Here is a 16,434-nt window from a genome sequence, read left to right as displayed (position 1 = left end):
CGAAAGTAATTTAGTTGAAGAAAGATCCGAACGATGAATCGAGATTCTTGATGGAGAATCAACTTCGTTTGGGTTTTTTTTATTGGCATGGAATGTAGTTTTCATGTATTTCGTTGCTTCTAGCAGTTGATTGGAGAGCAAGGCGAAGACTCCTGCGGGAAAAGCGGAATAGGTGAGACCCCGCAGGAGCGTATGCGACGAGGAGGCTCACCGGCCGCCCGCGGAAAGCGAAGTCTTGCACGGAAATCAAATGTGGTGTACCAAGCAACCCATATGAGCTCATGTATCCCATTTGTTCGTCTTCAGATTGGACTGGTGTGGTTATGTCTCAATCTCTTTTTCATGGTGAAATTCATTCAATATGATTAACTATAAAATTATTATGTAAACTAAAATACCTAAAAATGAAAAATAGCTACTATTATAATTTTTGATAAAGTGGATGAGCAAAAAAACACCGAATTGGATGGTCTTTTTTTATAAAACTGCTTTAAGATAAGAGAGATAAAGGATAAACTACTAATTAAGAAAGTTTAAATGTAAGGACTGACGCCGCATGAACTGGAGACCAGATCGCGCTAGCAAAAAAGCGATTTATAAACAAATTGCAGAATATATTGAAAGCTGTATTTCATCGGGAGCTTTTCCACCGGATTCTATGCTGCCATCAGAACGAACGCTTGCCGCTGAGCTCAACGTGAACAGAAGCACGGTAGTAGCTGCTTATGAAGAGCTGCAGGCACTTGGAATCGTAGAACGTAAAAAAGGAAGCGGCACGCGAGTGAGTTCGAGCATCTGGGGAATTTCCCGAAAACGTATTCCAAACTGGGGGAGATATGTAGAAGACGGTTCATTTTTGCCTAATTTACCGCTCGTACAGCGAATCAGAAGCGAGGCTTTGCGAACAGATTTTGTGAACTTAGCCAGCGGAGAGTTAGCTCCTAGCTTATTTCCAAGCGAAGATTTTCAGCAAATATTAGCGGGCATGCCTTTTAATGAACATTTAGGCTATGATCATCCCCACGGCAATGAACGTTTGCGTGATGCTATTGCTGCTCATGTTTATGAGTACCGGAAAATCTCCACTGACTCCAATTCTATTCTAATTACATCAGGTGCACAGCAAGCACTTCATTTGATTGTGCAGTGTTTGTTAAAACCAGGGGATGCAGTAGCGATTGAAGATCCATCCTATAGCTATTCACTGCCGCTCTTTCAATCAGCAGGTCTACGAACGTTTTTACTGCCTGTAGATAAAAATGGAGCCAACCCGGACGACTTAGTAGAATTACATAAAAAGCATCGCATTCGAATGGTTTTTTTAAATCCGTACTATCAAAATCCGACCGGTATTGTGTTATCAGAAGCGCGCCGAAAGCGGTTTCTAGAGCTTTCTTCAGAATACGGCATTCCGCTTATTGAAGATGATCCTTATTCACTCACGGCATTTGATGGCAATGTACATCAAACGCTGAAATCGATGGACGAGAACGGAAACGTCCTCTATATCAGCTCGCTTTCTAAAATTGTTGCATCAGGCCTTCGAATCGGCTGGATAGTGGGGCCGGAGCAAGTAATTCAGCGCCTGGCAGACGCTAAGCAGCAAATTGATTTTGGTCACAGCATCTTTCCGCAGTGGATTGCTTATCAATTCTTAGATTCTCCTACGTTTTCTTCTCATATTGAAAAGCTTAGACAAGAGCTCAAAAAGCAAGAGTATGCCCTGTCGTCGAGTCTGAACGAATTGCTTGGATCAAAAGTATCTTTCGATTCGCCTCAAGGCGGGATTCACTTATGGTGCAAAGTGAATCAGCCGGTCGATGACTATCGTCTATTGGAAGAATCGCTTAAAAAAGGAGTGGCCTTTGTCCCAGGAAGCGTGCTGAGTTCTCAAAGCGGAGCTATTCGCTTTACGTTTGGCAGAGGGGAAGAAGAGGTTATTCGAGAAGGAATTAAACGATTTGCGAGCGCCCTAGAGAGTCTGGAATAGCTATAAACATAGGTAAACGTGCTGGATGAAAGTTTTATTTTATTATTTCGTATAGATTGTTATGATCTTGTGCTATACTAAGAGTACCATTAACTTTACTTCTGTATTTGTACCGACTGGCCCTGTTGAAAAACAGGGCTTTTTTATGTTTGTCCACAAAAAAACAGATCCTTTAAAGGATCTGTTTCTGATATGTTGTGTTTCTTATGCTTTTTGAACGTTAGCAGCTTGAGGTCCGCGTTGACCTTGTTCTACGTCAAATGTTACAGCTTGACCTTCGTCTAAAGATTTGAAGCCTTCGCTTTGGATTGCTGAGAAGTGTACGAATACATCGTCTCCACCTTCGCGCTCGATGAATCCAAAACCTTTTTCTGCGTTAAACCATTTTACTTTACCTTGTTCCATAATTGTTGCCTCCTCGTGCGGACTCGCACATTGTGGTACTATTCTTGCTCAAATCTAAAGACGAAAAGTGACAATACTCATACATCCCCACCGAACAAAAATAATTCTCTTATATCTTAGCAGAAATTTCCTATGCTTGCAAGCGCTTTATTTAAAAACTATCCGTATTTTTTTGACAAGTTTTTCATAAGACACGTCTAAAAAATGTCACATTTTGAACATTTTAGAAAGGCTATTCTTTGTATTCGCTTTTACTGTAGTTATATAATAATGAAAATATGGTTTTTCTAAAGGTAGAAAACAAGTATAAATGTACATACTGAGCGCTGAAATGGAGTGGTAAAGATGAAAGTGGGTTTAATTGGTTTAGGAAATATGGGATTACCGATGGCGGAAAATATGATAAAAGCGGGTCATGAACTTGTGATTTATAACCGAACTGCTTCAAAGGCGGAAAGTCTTGTGAAAAAAGGAGCAAAGGTTGTAGAGACACCTGCCCAAGCAGCACAAGAAGCGAATCTTGTCTTTACGATTCTTTCCAATGACGAGGCTTTAGAAGAAGTAACGATGTCACAAGACGGTATACTTGCAGGCCTCCAAGAAGGCGGTATTCACGTTTCTGTGAGTACTATTAGCGTAGATTTGTCCGAAAAATTAACAAGCGCACATGCTGCATCAGGACAGCATTTTGTTGCAGCGACCGTTTTAGGGCGCCCCGACGCAGCAGCTGCTGCGGCTCTCAAAGTAATAGTTGCAGGTAATAAAGAACCAAGAGAGCACGTTTGGCCGCTGTTTGAAGCGATTGGTCAAACTATTTTTACTGTAGGAGACGAGCCTTACTTATCAAATGTAGCTAAGCTTGGCAATAATTTTTTACTAGTATCGATGTTAGAAGCTGTTTCTGAAGCAGTAGTCATGGTAGAGCAGTACGGGATGCAAGCGGAGCAGTTTCTTGAAGTGGTTAACAGCTTATTTGCATCTCCTGTGTATAAAAATTACGGCAATTTAATTGCTAAAAGAGACTTTGATCCAGCCGGATTTAAGCTGGAGCTTGGATTAAAAGATGTAAACTTGGCTATTGATGCAGCCAAAAAAGTGTCCGCGCCGCTTCCGTTAGGAGAGCTTGTGAAAGGTCATTATGAACAAGGAATTGAAAATGGCTGGGGTCATTTAGACTGGTCGGCGTTACTAAAAACAGTTGAAGCTCTAAAAAAAGATAACTAAAAAGACGAAAAGGAGTGCAGCCAGTGAAAGCGAAAGGAAAGTGGGTATGGATCGTATCCTTTATTTCAATTATTTCGTGTCTGCTGTTTGCAGCAGGGCTTGGAATGTCTATTTATGATTATGTTAGCGCCTCAAAAGCTACTGTAAAAGAAATGCCAAAGCCGAAGCAAGAAACAAGCAGCAGTAACAAAAGTACCAAAAATTATACGATTGTTGCTTTAGGAGATTCACTGACAAGAGGAACAGGAGACGCAGCGGGGAAAGGATACGTTGGGTATTTAAAAGATAATCTTGAAGAAAAAACGAAGAAAAAAATCCTCTTAAGTAACTTTGGAATAAAAGGTCAAACGTCTTCGCAGCTGGCAAGTCAAGTAAAGCAGCAGCAAATTCAGCGACAGATTAAGTCTGCAGACACCGTGCTGATTACGATTGGCGGAAATGACTTATTTCAAGGTGGACAAACGCTGCAAAACTTAAATAAAAACAATATTCAAAAGCTAGAAAATGACTATTTAAAAAACGTAGACAGCATCTTAAAAAGCATCCGTTCGGCAAATAAAGACGCGACGATTTTTTTAATTGGTTTGTATAATCCGTTTAGTAACCTGCAAGATGCAAAAACGACAACGGCTATTGTACGAGAATGGAATTATAAAAGCAGCGAATTAAGCGCTAATTATAAGCAAACTGTTTTTGTTCCGACCTTTGATTTGTTTCAGTTAAAGGTAGATGACTACTTATATACTGATAAGTTTCATCCGAATGCAAAAGGCTACAAGCTGATCGCAGAACGTGTAGCATCGCTTATTACGTGGTAAGGGAGGGAATGATATGAGTGAAGTAACACTTTCCGTAAAAGGACTGAGAAAAGTAATAGGAAAACGTGAAATCATCAAAAATATTGATTTTGAATTAAAAAGAGGCGAAGTGTTCGGTTTTTTAGGACCCAATGGAGCCGGTAAAACGACAACGATTCGAATGCTTGTCGGCTTGATTCGCCCGACGGCTGGTTCCATTTCTATCTGTGGATACAGCGTATCGAAGCAGTTTACAAAAGCGATGGAGCATATCGGCTGTATTGTTGAAAATCCTGAGCTGTATCCATACTTAAGCGGCTGGGAAAATCTGCAGCATTTTTCACGTATGATTCCTTCTATGACGGAAGAACGCATTCATGAAGTTGTGGCATTAGTTGGCTTGCAAGAGCGCATCCACGACTTAGTTCGCACGTATTCGTTAGGCATGAGGCAGCGTTTAGGAATTGCGCAAGCGCTTCTCGGAAAACCAAAAGTGCTCATTTTAGATGAGCCAACGAACGGACTCGACCCATCTGGGATTCGGGACATGCGTAAATTTATTCGCTTTTTAGCTGAAAGTGAAGGTCTAAGCGTCTTAGTATCGAGTCATTTGCTGAGCGAGATTCAGCTGATGTGTGACCGAGTAGCGATTATTGCAAAAGGAGAAGTTATTCACACAGAATCGGTGAAGACCCTGTTAACTCAGCAGGAGCGCTTACTGTGGAAGCTAGATCCGCAGCCAGCGGGAATAGACGTCTTAAAACAAGTGACGGACTTTGTGCAAGTGCAGGGAGAATATGTCACGACGTTTTATGAGGAAGCTGAAGTGGGAGAGTGGAACAAACAGCTCATTCAAGCAGGAGTAACGGTAAAAGAAATGAACCGAAAGCTTCCGACTCTTGAAGATTTATTTATCGAAATGACAGGAGGCGAATCGATTGATTAGTTTGGTTCAAAATGAAATGATCAAGCTCGTTCGAAAAAAGCGCCTGTTAATCGTTACCCTTATTATGGGCGTTTTGATTTCCATGTTCACCTATGCTCAGCTTCGCGAAACGCAGCGCCTTCAAGAAAAGCTAGGAACGACCGATTGGCGCAGTACGCTGCAGCAAGAAATTATCGATACGCAAAACCGGCTGAGCGGAAGCCAAATTTCAGATGATTGGCGCAAGCAGCTTGAAATTCGCGTGGCGCAGCAGCAGTATTACTTAGATAACGATATCAATCCTTCAGAACCAGGAGCGCCAACGTTTGTGCGAGGGTTCATTGAAAACGCCATTCAGCTTCTGTTGCCCCTGATGATTATGATTATTGCAGCGGATTTAGTGTCTTCAGAATACAGCTTGGGATCCATCAAGGTACTGTTGACGAGGCCTGTGAAACGGTGGAAAATCCTGCTTAGTAAATACATCACGCTCGTCATGTCCGTCTCGTTTTTAATTTTAATGTTTGGCGTTTTATCGTATCTTATTTCTGGCGTTGTATTTGGATTTAAAGGCTGGACAGCGCCTATTCTTACGGGATTTAGCGTGCAGGGCAATGATTTGAATACAGCGGACGTTCATTTAATTTCGCAGTGGAGATATATTTTAATGGAATTTGGCCTTGCTTGGTTTGTATCCCTGGTGGTTGGAACGCTTGCTTTTATGCTGTCCGTTTTAATTAAAAGTACGGCTGCTGGTATGGGTGTGATGCTTGCTTGTTTGATTGCAGGTACGATTTTAAGCAGTATGGTTTCTTCGTGGAATTCAGCTAAGTACTTGTTTATGGTCAATTTAAATTTAACTTCTTACCTGCAAGGCACAGCTCCTCCGACTGAAGGAATGACACTAGGATTTTCCTTAGGTGTTTTAACCATTTGGGGACTTGCCGGGCTGCTCGTGTCGTTTCTGGTATTTACCAAAAAAGATGTGTATTAATTCCATATAAGTTGACGATAATCAGGAACATACGTTATGATTGTGTTAACAAAAAATGCTGTTTTGCTCAAAGGGGAGTAGCTCTTGCAGTAAAGTCGTCATTTCGAGATTATTATCTCCGGCTTTATTGACAATGCAAATTGTTAGCGAGACCTTTGCCAATGTTGCCATTGGTAAAGGTCTGGATACAAACACCTTTACCACATATGGTAAAGGTGTTTTTTGTTATTTCAAAAGAAGAGAGGAGCTTAAAAATGTCAAAACTATCGAGACTGTTAAAAAGCCCCGCTGTAAAAAAAGGAATAAAAAAAGCTGTACCCATTATTATGAAAGAGTTAAAGAAACGAAAATCGAAAAGAAGATAGTAGAAAAGAAAATAAGAAAGGTTGAGTGCTAAGTGAAAAAGTGGATGCTAGTCATGTCAACTGCTGTTCTCTTTATGGTCGGCGGCTGTTCTTTTCTTGAAGATACAAGCAGTACGTTGAACTACGCAAACGATGCGAAAGATTACGTGAGTGAAGCTCAAAAGTTTGCTGAAGAAATACCGCCTCTAGCGGAAAAAGCTGTTAATGACGATGAGGCAATAAAAAAGCTCGAGCAAAAGCTGCAGGAAATGAAAGGGAAAGCCGAAGAATTTAATCAAACCAAAGCTCCTGACATCGCTTCTGATGTGCACGATCAGCTTGTTCAGCAAAACGAAAAAATCATTAGTGGAATTGAAGCGTATGAAGCCAATATAAAGGATGGCAGCTTCAATCCAGAAGCGCTAAAAAACAGTGAATTGTTTCAATCAATTCAAGATGTATCAAGTATTATGAAACAAATTAAAGAATTAGGTCAGTAAAAAAACAAACCTGGGACAAAAGTGTGCTAATTGAAGAAAATCCGAACGATGAATCACGATTCTTGATGGAGAATCAACTTCGTTCGGATTTTTTTATTTGTAGGATGAACGTAGGTTTCATGTGTATAGATGCTTTAGATTGGATTGATATAGTAGGTATGCCTTATAATTCAATCTCGTTTCCATGTTATAAATGTAAAATTATATAAATATATCTATTTATTAGAAGGAAAAACCTTCTCTTTCTTTTTTATATCTACGAAATTTTGTTAGAAGCTGTGACAAACTTAATGTCTGCTTTTCATATCCTATGTATAGTACATATATACACACCGCTTGAAATAAATTTTTTTTGAATGAAAAGAGAACGTGGGAACGTTGATGTATTAGGTAATAAGACTCATTTAAAAAGGAGGGTTCATCCAATTAATAAAAACTATAGTCCTTTGTTTTAAAGAGAGAAACTAAAAAAAATTTTTCGGTTTACAAAAAGTTAATAAAACGCATACAAATGGTTTACTAAAAAATCAAAAAATTTACATCCTTTATAAATCTTTTCTGCTATACTATTTTTGAACAGTTGCTAGATTTATAGCGATGATAACTTACTTGAAAGGTGAATGGTAGATGAAAAAGAACAAACGCAGCAAAACGAAGAAAATACTAACTACATCACTGGCACTTTCTTTATTATCAATGCCGCTTCTAACTACACAGGCAGGAGCAGAAGAACGTCACCCTGGACAAAGCTCACAGCAAAGCAAGCATCAAGGCCACAATAAAAAAGATGCGCTTGTGAATATACGCCTGATGGAAACAACTGATGTTCATACGAATCTATTAAACTATGATTATTTCAAAGACGCCCCTTATGAAAAAGTAGGTTTAGCTAAAACCGCTACCTTAATCAAAAATGCTCGAAAAGAAGTAAAAAACAGCTTATTAGTAGATAACGGAGACCTCATTCAAGGAACGCCTCTAGGCACGTATAAAGCCAAGATTAACCCGCTGAAAAAAGGTGAAGTTCATCCTGTATTTAAAGCCATGAATCAGCTGGATTACGATATTGCAACACTTGGAAATCATGAGTTCAACTATGGATTAGACTTCTTAACAGAAGCGTATAACGACGCGAACTTTCCTTACATAAATGCCAATGTTTACGTTGATGATCATGACAACAACCCGAAAAACGACAAAAATAAATTTACGCCGTATAAAATTATGAATAAAAAAGTCGTCGATGAAAATGGAAAGAAACGAACGATTAAAGTTGGTTTCATTGGCTTTGTGCCTCCTCAAATTAACGATTGGGATAAAGCAAACCTTGATGGAAAAGTCATTACAAAAGGCATTGTGGAAACAGCCAACAAGTACATTCCAGAAATGAAGAAAAAAGGCGCGGACGTAGTTGTCGCGATGGCTCACTCCGGGTTTAGCAGCAATAAGCAAAACACGGAAGATGTCATTTACTCATTAAGTGAAGTAAAAGGCATTGATGCTATTACGTTTTCGCATACGCATAAAGTCTTCCCTGCTAAAACGGAAGCTTCGCTAGACGGTTTGTTCCTTGGAGCAGATAAAAAGCCTCTTCCTGGCGTTGATAATACAAAAGGAACAATCAACGGCGTTCCGGCTGTCCAAGCAGGTTACGGCGGAGGGTCACTTGGCTTAATTGACTTAACGTTAAAAGAAGAAAAAGGAAAATGGAAAGTAGTAAACTCTCAATCGTCCACGCGTGAAACGTATAAAGACGTAAAAGACGCGTCAGGGAAAACGGTTACGCAAAGTACGGTAGAACCGGATAAAGGTGTTGTTAAAGCAGTTCAAAAAGATCACGATGCAACGGTTAAATATGTGAACACACCCATCGGTAAAACGACGGATGATATTCACAGCTATTTTTCTCTTGTGAAAGATGATCCCTCTATTCAAGTTGTAACAAATGCACAAAAAGACTACGTGGAAAAATACGTTTCTCAAAACAAGCCGGAATATAAAGACCTTCCGATTTTATCAGTGGGAGCCCCTTTTAAAGCAGGAAGAAACGGCGTTGATGAATATACGGAAATTAAAAAAGGTGACTTAACGATTCGAAGCGCAGGCGACCTGTATCTATATGACAACACGTTAAAAGCGGTCAAAGTAAAAGGTTCTGTGGTAAAAGACTGGATTGATATGTCTGCCGGTAAGTTTAATCAAATTACACCGAACAAAACAGAAGAGCAGGAATTATTAAACCCAAGCTTCCCTGTTTATAATTTTGACGTTATTGATGGCGTTCAATACCAAATCGACGTGACAAAACCAGCAAAATACGATGTGAATGGAAACGTGATTCACGCAGATTCAAGCCGAGTTGTTAACTTAACGTATAACGGTAAACCAGTTGACCCGAATCAAGAGTTTATCGTTGTGACAAATAACTACCGAGCTGGCGGAGGCGGAAACTTCCCTGGTCTAAAAGGAAGCGAGCTTGTGGTGGATTCAGCGGATGAAAACCGTCAAATTCTAATGGACTACATCACCGAACAAAAAGAAATTACGCCGACAGCTGATGATAACTGGTCCATTGCACCAATTAACGGAACGGCTAACGTGACGTTCACAAGCTCACCGCGCGGAGAAAGCTATTTAACTGAAGGAAGTAACATTACGTATACAAATAAAACGGACGACAAAGGATTCGGCATTTACAAAATTAATTTAAACGGCGAATCAAAAGATAATACAAAGATTCAGCTGTTAGGCATGAACGACCTTCACGGTCAGCTCGATACAGATACAAAAATCAATTCAAATGGCCAATCGCTGTTAGCTGGAAATATGAAATATACAGCAGCAGCTATTCGTAAACAAGAAGCTGAAAATCCGAATACGCTTTTAGTTCATGCAGGAGACATGATTGGCGGAAGTCCGCTAGTTTCAGCACTGTTTCAAGACGAGCCAACGGTTGAAGTGATGGAATCGCTTGGATTTGATGTAGGGACGCTTGGAAACCATGAGTTTGATGAAGGTATTGCTGAGCTTCACCGTATGATTGAAGGCGGAGACCATCCAAAAGGAACAAAAGGATACGACGGCATGAATTTCCCGGTAGTAGCGTCAAATGCTTATGATACGTCAACTAATAAATTAATTACAGAACCTTATGCGATAAAAGAAGTAGGCGGCAAGAAAATCGGCTTCATCGGCGTTGTAACACAAGAAACGCCAAGCATGATTGTTCGTAAAGGAAATGAAAACTTAAAAATTACGGACGAAGCAGAAGCAATTGATAAATACACGGCAGAGTTGAAAAAGCAAGGTATTAAAGCCATTGTGGTACTTGCTCATAATCCATCTAATCAAAATGGAACGTCTACCGAGTTTGATGCAGCAGATATCGCTAAAAAAGTTGACGATGAAGTTGACGTGATCTTTTCAGCTCACAATCACGTATACAACAACAAAGTAGTAGATAACAAACTAATCGTTCAAGCTTATTCATACGGCTCAGCGTTTTCTGACGTAGACGTTGAAATTGATAACACGGGTGACATCGTGAAAAAAGATGCAAAAATTGTGACCGTATACCAAAAAGACTATACGCCAGATCCTGAAGTTTCAAGCATTATGAAAAAGTACGAAGATTTAGCAGCGCCTATTAAAGCACAAGTGGTTGGGAATTCATCTACAGATTTGGCAAAAGGCTATCCTTCTAGCGGAGCAACAGGTGATATCGCGCTTGGAAACTTAATTGCTGACGGTATGAAAGCAGAAATGAACGCTGACTTTGCGTTAATGAATGGCGGAGGCGTTCGTTCACAGCTTGATGCAGGTGACGTGACATACGGTGATTTGTTTGCGATTCAGCCGTTTGGCAACGTCTTAAATAAAGTAAAGCTAAGCGGAGCGGATTTAGAAACGGTGTTAAATAATCAAATTACATCATCTGGACTAGATTTCCATATTGCAGGCTTTAACTATACGTGGGATGGAAGCACAAATAAAGTAGTCGATATTACGCTACCAGATGGAAGTAAAATCGACAAAGAAAAAGAATATACGGTAGTAGTGAATAACTATATGTACGGAAATGAAAAATACGGGATTGGCGCACTTTCTTCAGATATGGAAGTGGGACCAGAAGATTTACAAGCAACGGTAAACTATATTAAAACACTTCAGAGCCCGTTTGAATACAAAGCTGAAGGTCGTATTCAAAACGTGGCAGCTGCTAAAACAGCTGAACAGCAAGAACCGACTTTAAAAATAGCTCAATAAGCTAAAAAAGGCTGTCTCATAACTCGGATTTCCGGTTTAGAGACAGCCTTTTTTTAATAGTTTAACTTGAATTTTAAACTCTCAGTCAATGAATTTACGTTATAAAACATAGCTTAATTTTTGAAACAATCACCAAATTGTGGTATTCTCTCCATAAGAAGACTTACGTAAACGTTAAAAATAGTATCAAAGATTTCACTATTTTTTCATTTATCTACGCTATTATGTAAAGTTATATAGAACCTGTAAAAGAATGTGTTCGCTATAGTAAAGGAGTAAATAAACGTGGCTATTAATCTACAAAAAGGGCAGAAAATTGATTTAACAAAGGGAAGAGAAGGGTTATCTTCTATTACGGTTGGATTAGGATGGGACCCTGTAAAAAAACGCAGCTTTTTTGGTTTTGGAGGAAGCGGCCCAGAGATTGACTGCGATGCATCTGTTCTTATGCTCAATTCGAATGATAAGCTTGTAAGTAACTCAGCCGTTGTGTATTTTGGAAATCGTCATAGTAACTGTGGAAGCGTCAAGCATTCAGGCGATAATCTTACCGGAGCAGGTGAAGGGGACGATGAACAAATTTTTGTTAATTTAAAAAATGTTCCTGGAAACGTACATAAACTTGTGTTTGTAGTCAACATCTATCAGTGTGTTGAGCGAAACCAAGATTTCGGTATGATTAAAAATGCTTTTATCCGTGTTGTGGACAGTGCTAAAAACGAAGAGCTTGTACACTTTAATCTATCTGAAGATCATTCAGGAGCAACAGCTTTATTTGCAGGTGAAATTTATCGAGACGGAAAAGAGTGGAAGTTTTCAGCAACTGGAGATGCAACGAGAGATACTGGATTGGCTGAAATTGCAAACAAATATACAAAATAAACAACTAGAAAAGAGGGAAACGAAATGGCTATTAATCTTTCAAAAGGACAAAAAGTAGATTTAACAAAAACGAATCCAGGATTAACAAACGTAGTAGTAGGTCTTGGGTGGGATGTAAATAAGTATGACGGTGGAAACGATTTTGATTTAGATTCATCTGTCTTTTTATTAAACGGAGCGGGAAAATGCGCTTCAGAATCTGATTTTATTTTTTACAACAATACGACGGGTGCAAACGGAGCGGTTGAACATACCGGAGATAACCGTACAGGCGTAGGTGAAGGAGACGATGAGCAGGTTCAAGTAGATTTGAAAAATGTGCCTCAATCTATTGAACGTATTGCGTTCACCATTACGATCCATGAAGGGGAAGCACGCGGTCAAAACTTTGGCCAAGTAAGCAACGCCTACGTTCGTATTTTAAATGCAACAAATGACGAAGAGTTAATTCGTTATGATTTAGGTGAAGACTTCTCGATCGAAACAGCGGTCGTGGTAGGCGAGCTGTATCGACACGGTGGAGAATGGAAGTTTAATGCTATTGGCAGCGGCTATCAAGGCGGCTTAGCGGCACTTGTAAACGACTTTGGTTTAAACGCCTAATCATTAAAGTAAGAAAATGTACGGAGGATGTTTTTATGTCAATTTCTTTATCAAAAGGTCAGCGCATTGACCTAACCAAAACGAACCCAGGCTTAACAAAAGTGATAGTAGGTCTTGGGTGGGATACAAATAAATATGCTGGATCTCAAGATTTCGATTTAGATGCATGTGCATTTTTAGCCAATAAATCAAGCCAAGTTGTAAATGACGAAGAATTTGTTTTTTACAACAATTTAAAAAGTCCAAACGGAGCTGTGGAGCATACCGGTGACAACCGTACAGGTGCAGGAGATGGAGACGATGAGCAAATCGCCGTTGATTTTTCTCTTCTTCCTGACCACGTTGAAAAAATCGGAATTAGCGTCACGATTCACGACGCAGATGCTCGCGGACAAAACTTTGGACAAGTATCCAACGCGTTTGTTCGTCTCATTGACGCCCAAACAAATGAAGAAGTGCTTCGTTATGATTTAGGCGAAGATTTTTCAATCGAAACAGCTGTTGTGGTGTGTGAGCTATACAAGCACGGAAACGACTGGAAATTTAATGCCATTGGCAGCGGTTTTTCTGGCGGATTGGCCGATCTTTGCCGCAACTACGGACTATCCGTATAAAAAAGGCATGCGATAAATGAAAAAGAAAGGGTGCTTTAACGAGTACCCTTTCTTTTTAGCATGTATATGTCTGAAAAGAAAGGAGCTGTAAGGTGTGAGTAAATTAATTGATCCTCGTATGATTAATCTTAACGAGGAGGATGGAACTTCTCTTTTTTCTAAAGATGTTTCTCTGCGAGGTGACTTTATACAAAATGAGCAGCAAACTACCTATAAACAAGTGGCAGGCAGATATTTAGGCACTCATCTTGATGCGGACGAGTACGCAGATTTTCTTTATGAACTTGCGCATTCATCACCATCAATTATTGTCTTGCAAGATAAGCTTGATAAGTCCATTTCTAATGATAGATTAAAAGAAGTACAAACGATCCTTAAAATTAATCAAGAAGAGCACGGCCTTTCTGTCAATCGGCTATTTGCTTTTTTAGAAGGAAAAAAGCTGATCGTGAAGTCAGAAAATCCCGCTATACATAGAAGAGTACGTGAAAAATTTATTGAAACGTTAACGTGTTTTAAAGAACAGCACGCAGAGGGCTTTATGGACGGGCATTTTCAACGCGTATTAATCGATTTAATAAAGTGGCAGTGGAATCATGTAAAACCTTGGATGGTCGATAAAGCATTTCCTGAGCACGCGCCTCGCATCATGTGGTACGGAGATGCGAATAAAAGCGAGCAGTATTTTCTCCATTATTTAATTTTACTAGGTTTTGACGTCCTTACCTTTCATCCAGAAGGAAAGGATAATTTAAAAGAAGTAGATAAGAATCAGCACTTAACAACGGTTTATACGTTTCCTTCTACTAGCTCTCTTGTACCTTTTCCAACGGATAAACCGGTTCGAAAAGGTACGGTAGCATTTCGAGCTTCTCAAGAAATTGAGCAATTGCTTCATTCAGAGGAGTCCATGCTGTATAAACCTTGGCAATTTCGTTCGTATTTTCCAACTTCAGTTACTCTTAAAACGACGTATGATGAAATCTTTTTATTAATGAGAGAACGGGCGTTTATTCGTCCTAATTTTCAAGTGTCCAAGCCATATGTACACGTGCCGGTCTTGTTTTCAAAAGTACTTGGTATCTCTAAAAACCGAAAAGAGTACTGGAGTAAAGTTCATGAGCTCATGCAAACGGAAGATGAGTTAGCTCTGACGATTGATTCTGTTCCTTTTGCTAAAAAAATAGAAGGAAATAATCACTTTCACTATCAAGGAGCTCTCGGAAGTGATGGCACGCTCAGTCCTGATAGAATGATTGAAAGCAACTGGTGGCGCTATAAAGAGCTGCCTATCGGGCTTCAGCAAGGGCTCGCTGCAGCTATTTCTAGGTACTGTGCACATTCAAAGCTTCTTCGGTTAGATCATGAAGATGCGTATCAGCATCAAATGTACTTGTTTAATCAGTCGTTGAAGCTTCCAAACAACGTGCTTCGCATGCTTCAAAAGTTTGATTATACGCAGCATGTACCCCGTCTCATTATTTATCATGGAAATGAACGAGAAGCGTTTACGCGTGAAGATGCAGCTTTACTGCTTCTATTAAATGAATTCGGCGTTGATATTGTTCTCTTTAATCCAACCGGTCAACTGGATATAGAAGCGTTCGTCGAAGAAAAGTATTTCGATATGCACTGGCTAGAAGATATTAGCTTTAATGAAGAATTCAAAGAGCCGTCGCTCATTCAAAAATGGTTAAAACGAATCTTTTAAAGAAAGAAGGGTTTTAAATGGCAACAAATGAATTACAGCCTTTAGATGTAAACGAAGCCGAAGAAGTTTTAGAAACAAAGCCTACCGAAGTAAAAGCAAAACTGCGAGAAGAGCCGGAAGTACGTCGCTTGGCAGAACAAATTGATTATAAAAATCAGCTGGCTCTGCTTGAATACGGGAAAGAAACAGCTAATGAAATTTCCTCGTTTTCCGGAAAAGTGCTTAGTACAATTAAATCGTCTAGCATGGAAGAGTCAAGTCAATTATTAAAGCAGCTTGGAAAAATTATGGATAAATTTGATGCAAAGGATTTTGTTGAAGATAAAGGGTTTTTCTCTAAGCTTTTTAAACGCGGTCAAAAAATAGTGGATAAGCTGTTTCAAAAATATGAAACAATGGGCTCTGAAATTGATAAAGTATATGTAGAGATTACAAAATATGAAACGGAAATGAAGCATTCGACCACAACGCTTGAACAGCTTTACGAGCAAAACTATCAGTATTATATGGAGCTTGAAAAATACATTGTAGCGGGCGAAGTGAAAGTAGAAGAGTTAAAACAAGAGCTAAAGGTGCTTGAAGAAAGAGCGTCGAGTGGAAATCAGCTGGCGGCAATGGAGCTTCAAACTTTAAAAAACGCAGTTGAGCTAATGGAGCAGCGATTATATGACTTAGAAATGGCAAAACAAGTATCTTATCAATCCGCTCCTCAAATCCGTATGCTGCAGCGAGGAAATACAAAGCTGATCGGAAAAATCAATTCGGCGTTTATTACAACGATTCCTATTTTTAAAAATGGACTTATTAACGCAATCGCAGCAAAGCGTCAAAATTTAGTAGCGGAGTCTATGAACGAATTAGACAAACGCACAAATGAACTGCTCATTCGAAATGCAGAAAATATTTCACAGCAAAGTGTTAAAATCGCCAAAATGTCCGGTGCCCCTAGCGTAAAAGTAGAAACGATGGAACAAACGTGGAATATTATTATGAAAGGAATGCAGGAAACAAAAGCAATTGAAGAAGAAAATAAACGCCTTCGTGAAGAAGGACTTGTTCGCTTGGAGCAATTTCAAAAAAACTTCAAGGCGCTTGAACATAAGATGTAACGAAAAAGCGGGAATCGTAAAGATTCCCGCTTTTTTTTGCACATACGTTTGTTTGCTAGAAGTCTAAATC

The 16,434-nt window shown here is 39.5% G+C and carries 14 protein-coding genes; 13 read left to right on the top strand and 1 reads right to left on the bottom strand.

Annotation, left to right across the window (positions count from 1 at the left end; translation table 11 throughout):
- The first annotated feature begins 126 nt into the window (after positions 1-126).
- Positions 127-369: a hypothetical protein gene (locus tag NST66_RS12665; RefSeq protein ID WP_080754433.1), complete on the top strand. Its 243-nt coding sequence runs from the start codon at positions 127-129 to the stop codon at positions 367-369.
- Positions 370-556: 187 nt separating this feature from the next.
- Positions 557-1,990, top strand: a complete 1,434-nt coding sequence (pdxR, locus tag NST66_RS12660; RefSeq protein WP_033579233.1) for a MocR-like pyridoxine biosynthesis transcription factor PdxR — start codon at positions 557-559, stop codon at positions 1,988-1,990.
- 204 nt (positions 1,991-2,194) lie between these two features.
- Here pdxR and NST66_RS12655 read toward each other — a convergent pair whose 3' ends face one another.
- The gene (locus NST66_RS12655) at positions 2,195-2,395 is read right to left on the bottom strand and encodes a cold-shock protein (protein ID WP_013057405.1); all 201 of its coding nucleotides are present in this window, start codon (positions 2,393-2,395) and stop codon (positions 2,195-2,197) included.
- Between the two features lie 345 nt (positions 2,396-2,740).
- Here NST66_RS12655 and NST66_RS12650 point away from each other — a divergent pair, with 345 nt between their 5' ends.
- From NST66_RS12650 to NST66_RS12600, 11 genes are all read left to right on the top strand, one after another.
- Positions 2,741-3,619 (top strand): NAD(P)-dependent oxidoreductase, encoded by an 879-nt coding sequence (locus tag NST66_RS12650; protein ID WP_098627197.1) that lies wholly within the window; start codon positions 2,741-2,743, stop codon positions 3,617-3,619.
- Positions 3,620-3,642: 23 nt separating this feature from the next.
- Positions 3,643-4,437 (top strand): GDSL-type esterase/lipase family protein, encoded by a 795-nt coding sequence (locus NST66_RS12645; protein WP_033579231.1) that lies wholly within the window; start codon positions 3,643-3,645, stop codon positions 4,435-4,437.
- A gap of 13 nt (positions 4,438-4,450) precedes the next feature.
- Positions 4,451-5,362, top strand: a complete 912-nt coding sequence (locus NST66_RS12640; RefSeq protein ID WP_014459750.1) for an ABC transporter ATP-binding protein — start codon at positions 4,451-4,453, stop codon at positions 5,360-5,362.
- Positions 5,355-6,335, top strand: coding sequence for an ABC transporter permease (locus NST66_RS12635; RefSeq protein WP_014459751.1), 981 nt, complete (start codon positions 5,355-5,357; stop codon positions 6,333-6,335). Before NST66_RS12640 ends, NST66_RS12635 begins: the two co-directional genes overlap by 8 nt.
- Positions 6,336-6,732: 397 nt before the next feature.
- On the top strand, positions 6,733-7,179 hold the full coding sequence (locus NST66_RS12630) for a DUF6376 family protein (protein ID WP_049164979.1): 447 nt from the start codon (positions 6,733-6,735) through the stop codon (positions 7,177-7,179).
- Between the two features lie 627 nt (positions 7,180-7,806).
- Positions 7,807-11,445, top strand: a complete 3,639-nt coding sequence (locus NST66_RS12625; protein ID WP_098627199.1) for a multifunctional 2',3'-cyclic-nucleotide 2'-phosphodiesterase/3'-nucleotidase/5'-nucleotidase — start codon at positions 7,807-7,809, stop codon at positions 11,443-11,445.
- Positions 11,446-11,730: 285 nt separating this feature from the next.
- On the top strand, positions 11,731-12,327 hold the full coding sequence (locus tag NST66_RS12620) for a TerD family protein (protein ID WP_028408239.1): 597 nt from the start codon (positions 11,731-11,733) through the stop codon (positions 12,325-12,327).
- A gap of 24 nt (positions 12,328-12,351) precedes the next feature.
- Positions 12,352-12,930, top strand: a complete 579-nt coding sequence (locus NST66_RS12615) for a TerD family protein (protein ID WP_025751616.1) — start codon at positions 12,352-12,354, stop codon at positions 12,928-12,930.
- Positions 12,931-12,965: 35 nt separating this feature from the next.
- Entirely contained in the window at positions 12,966-13,544 is a 579-nt protein-coding gene (locus NST66_RS12610; protein WP_028408240.1) for a TerD family protein, read from the top strand.
- Between the two features lie 94 nt (positions 13,545-13,638).
- Complete coding sequence (locus NST66_RS12605; protein ID WP_033579228.1) at positions 13,639-15,255, top strand: YceG family protein; 1,617 nt, start codon at positions 13,639-13,641, stop codon at positions 15,253-15,255.
- Between the two features lie 17 nt (positions 15,256-15,272).
- On the top strand, positions 15,273-16,364 hold the full coding sequence (locus tag NST66_RS12600) for a toxic anion resistance protein (RefSeq protein ID WP_033579227.1): 1,092 nt from the start codon (positions 15,273-15,275) through the stop codon (positions 16,362-16,364).
- Positions 16,365-16,434 lie beyond the last annotated feature (70 nt).

The organism is Priestia sp. FSL W8-0524, from assembly GCF_038005965.1.
Classification (GTDB): Bacteria; Bacillota; Bacilli; order Bacillales; family Bacillaceae_H; genus Priestia; species Priestia zanthoxyli.
Note: the sequence above shows the minus strand (reverse complement) of the source record. Positions and strands in the feature narration are given on the sequence as shown.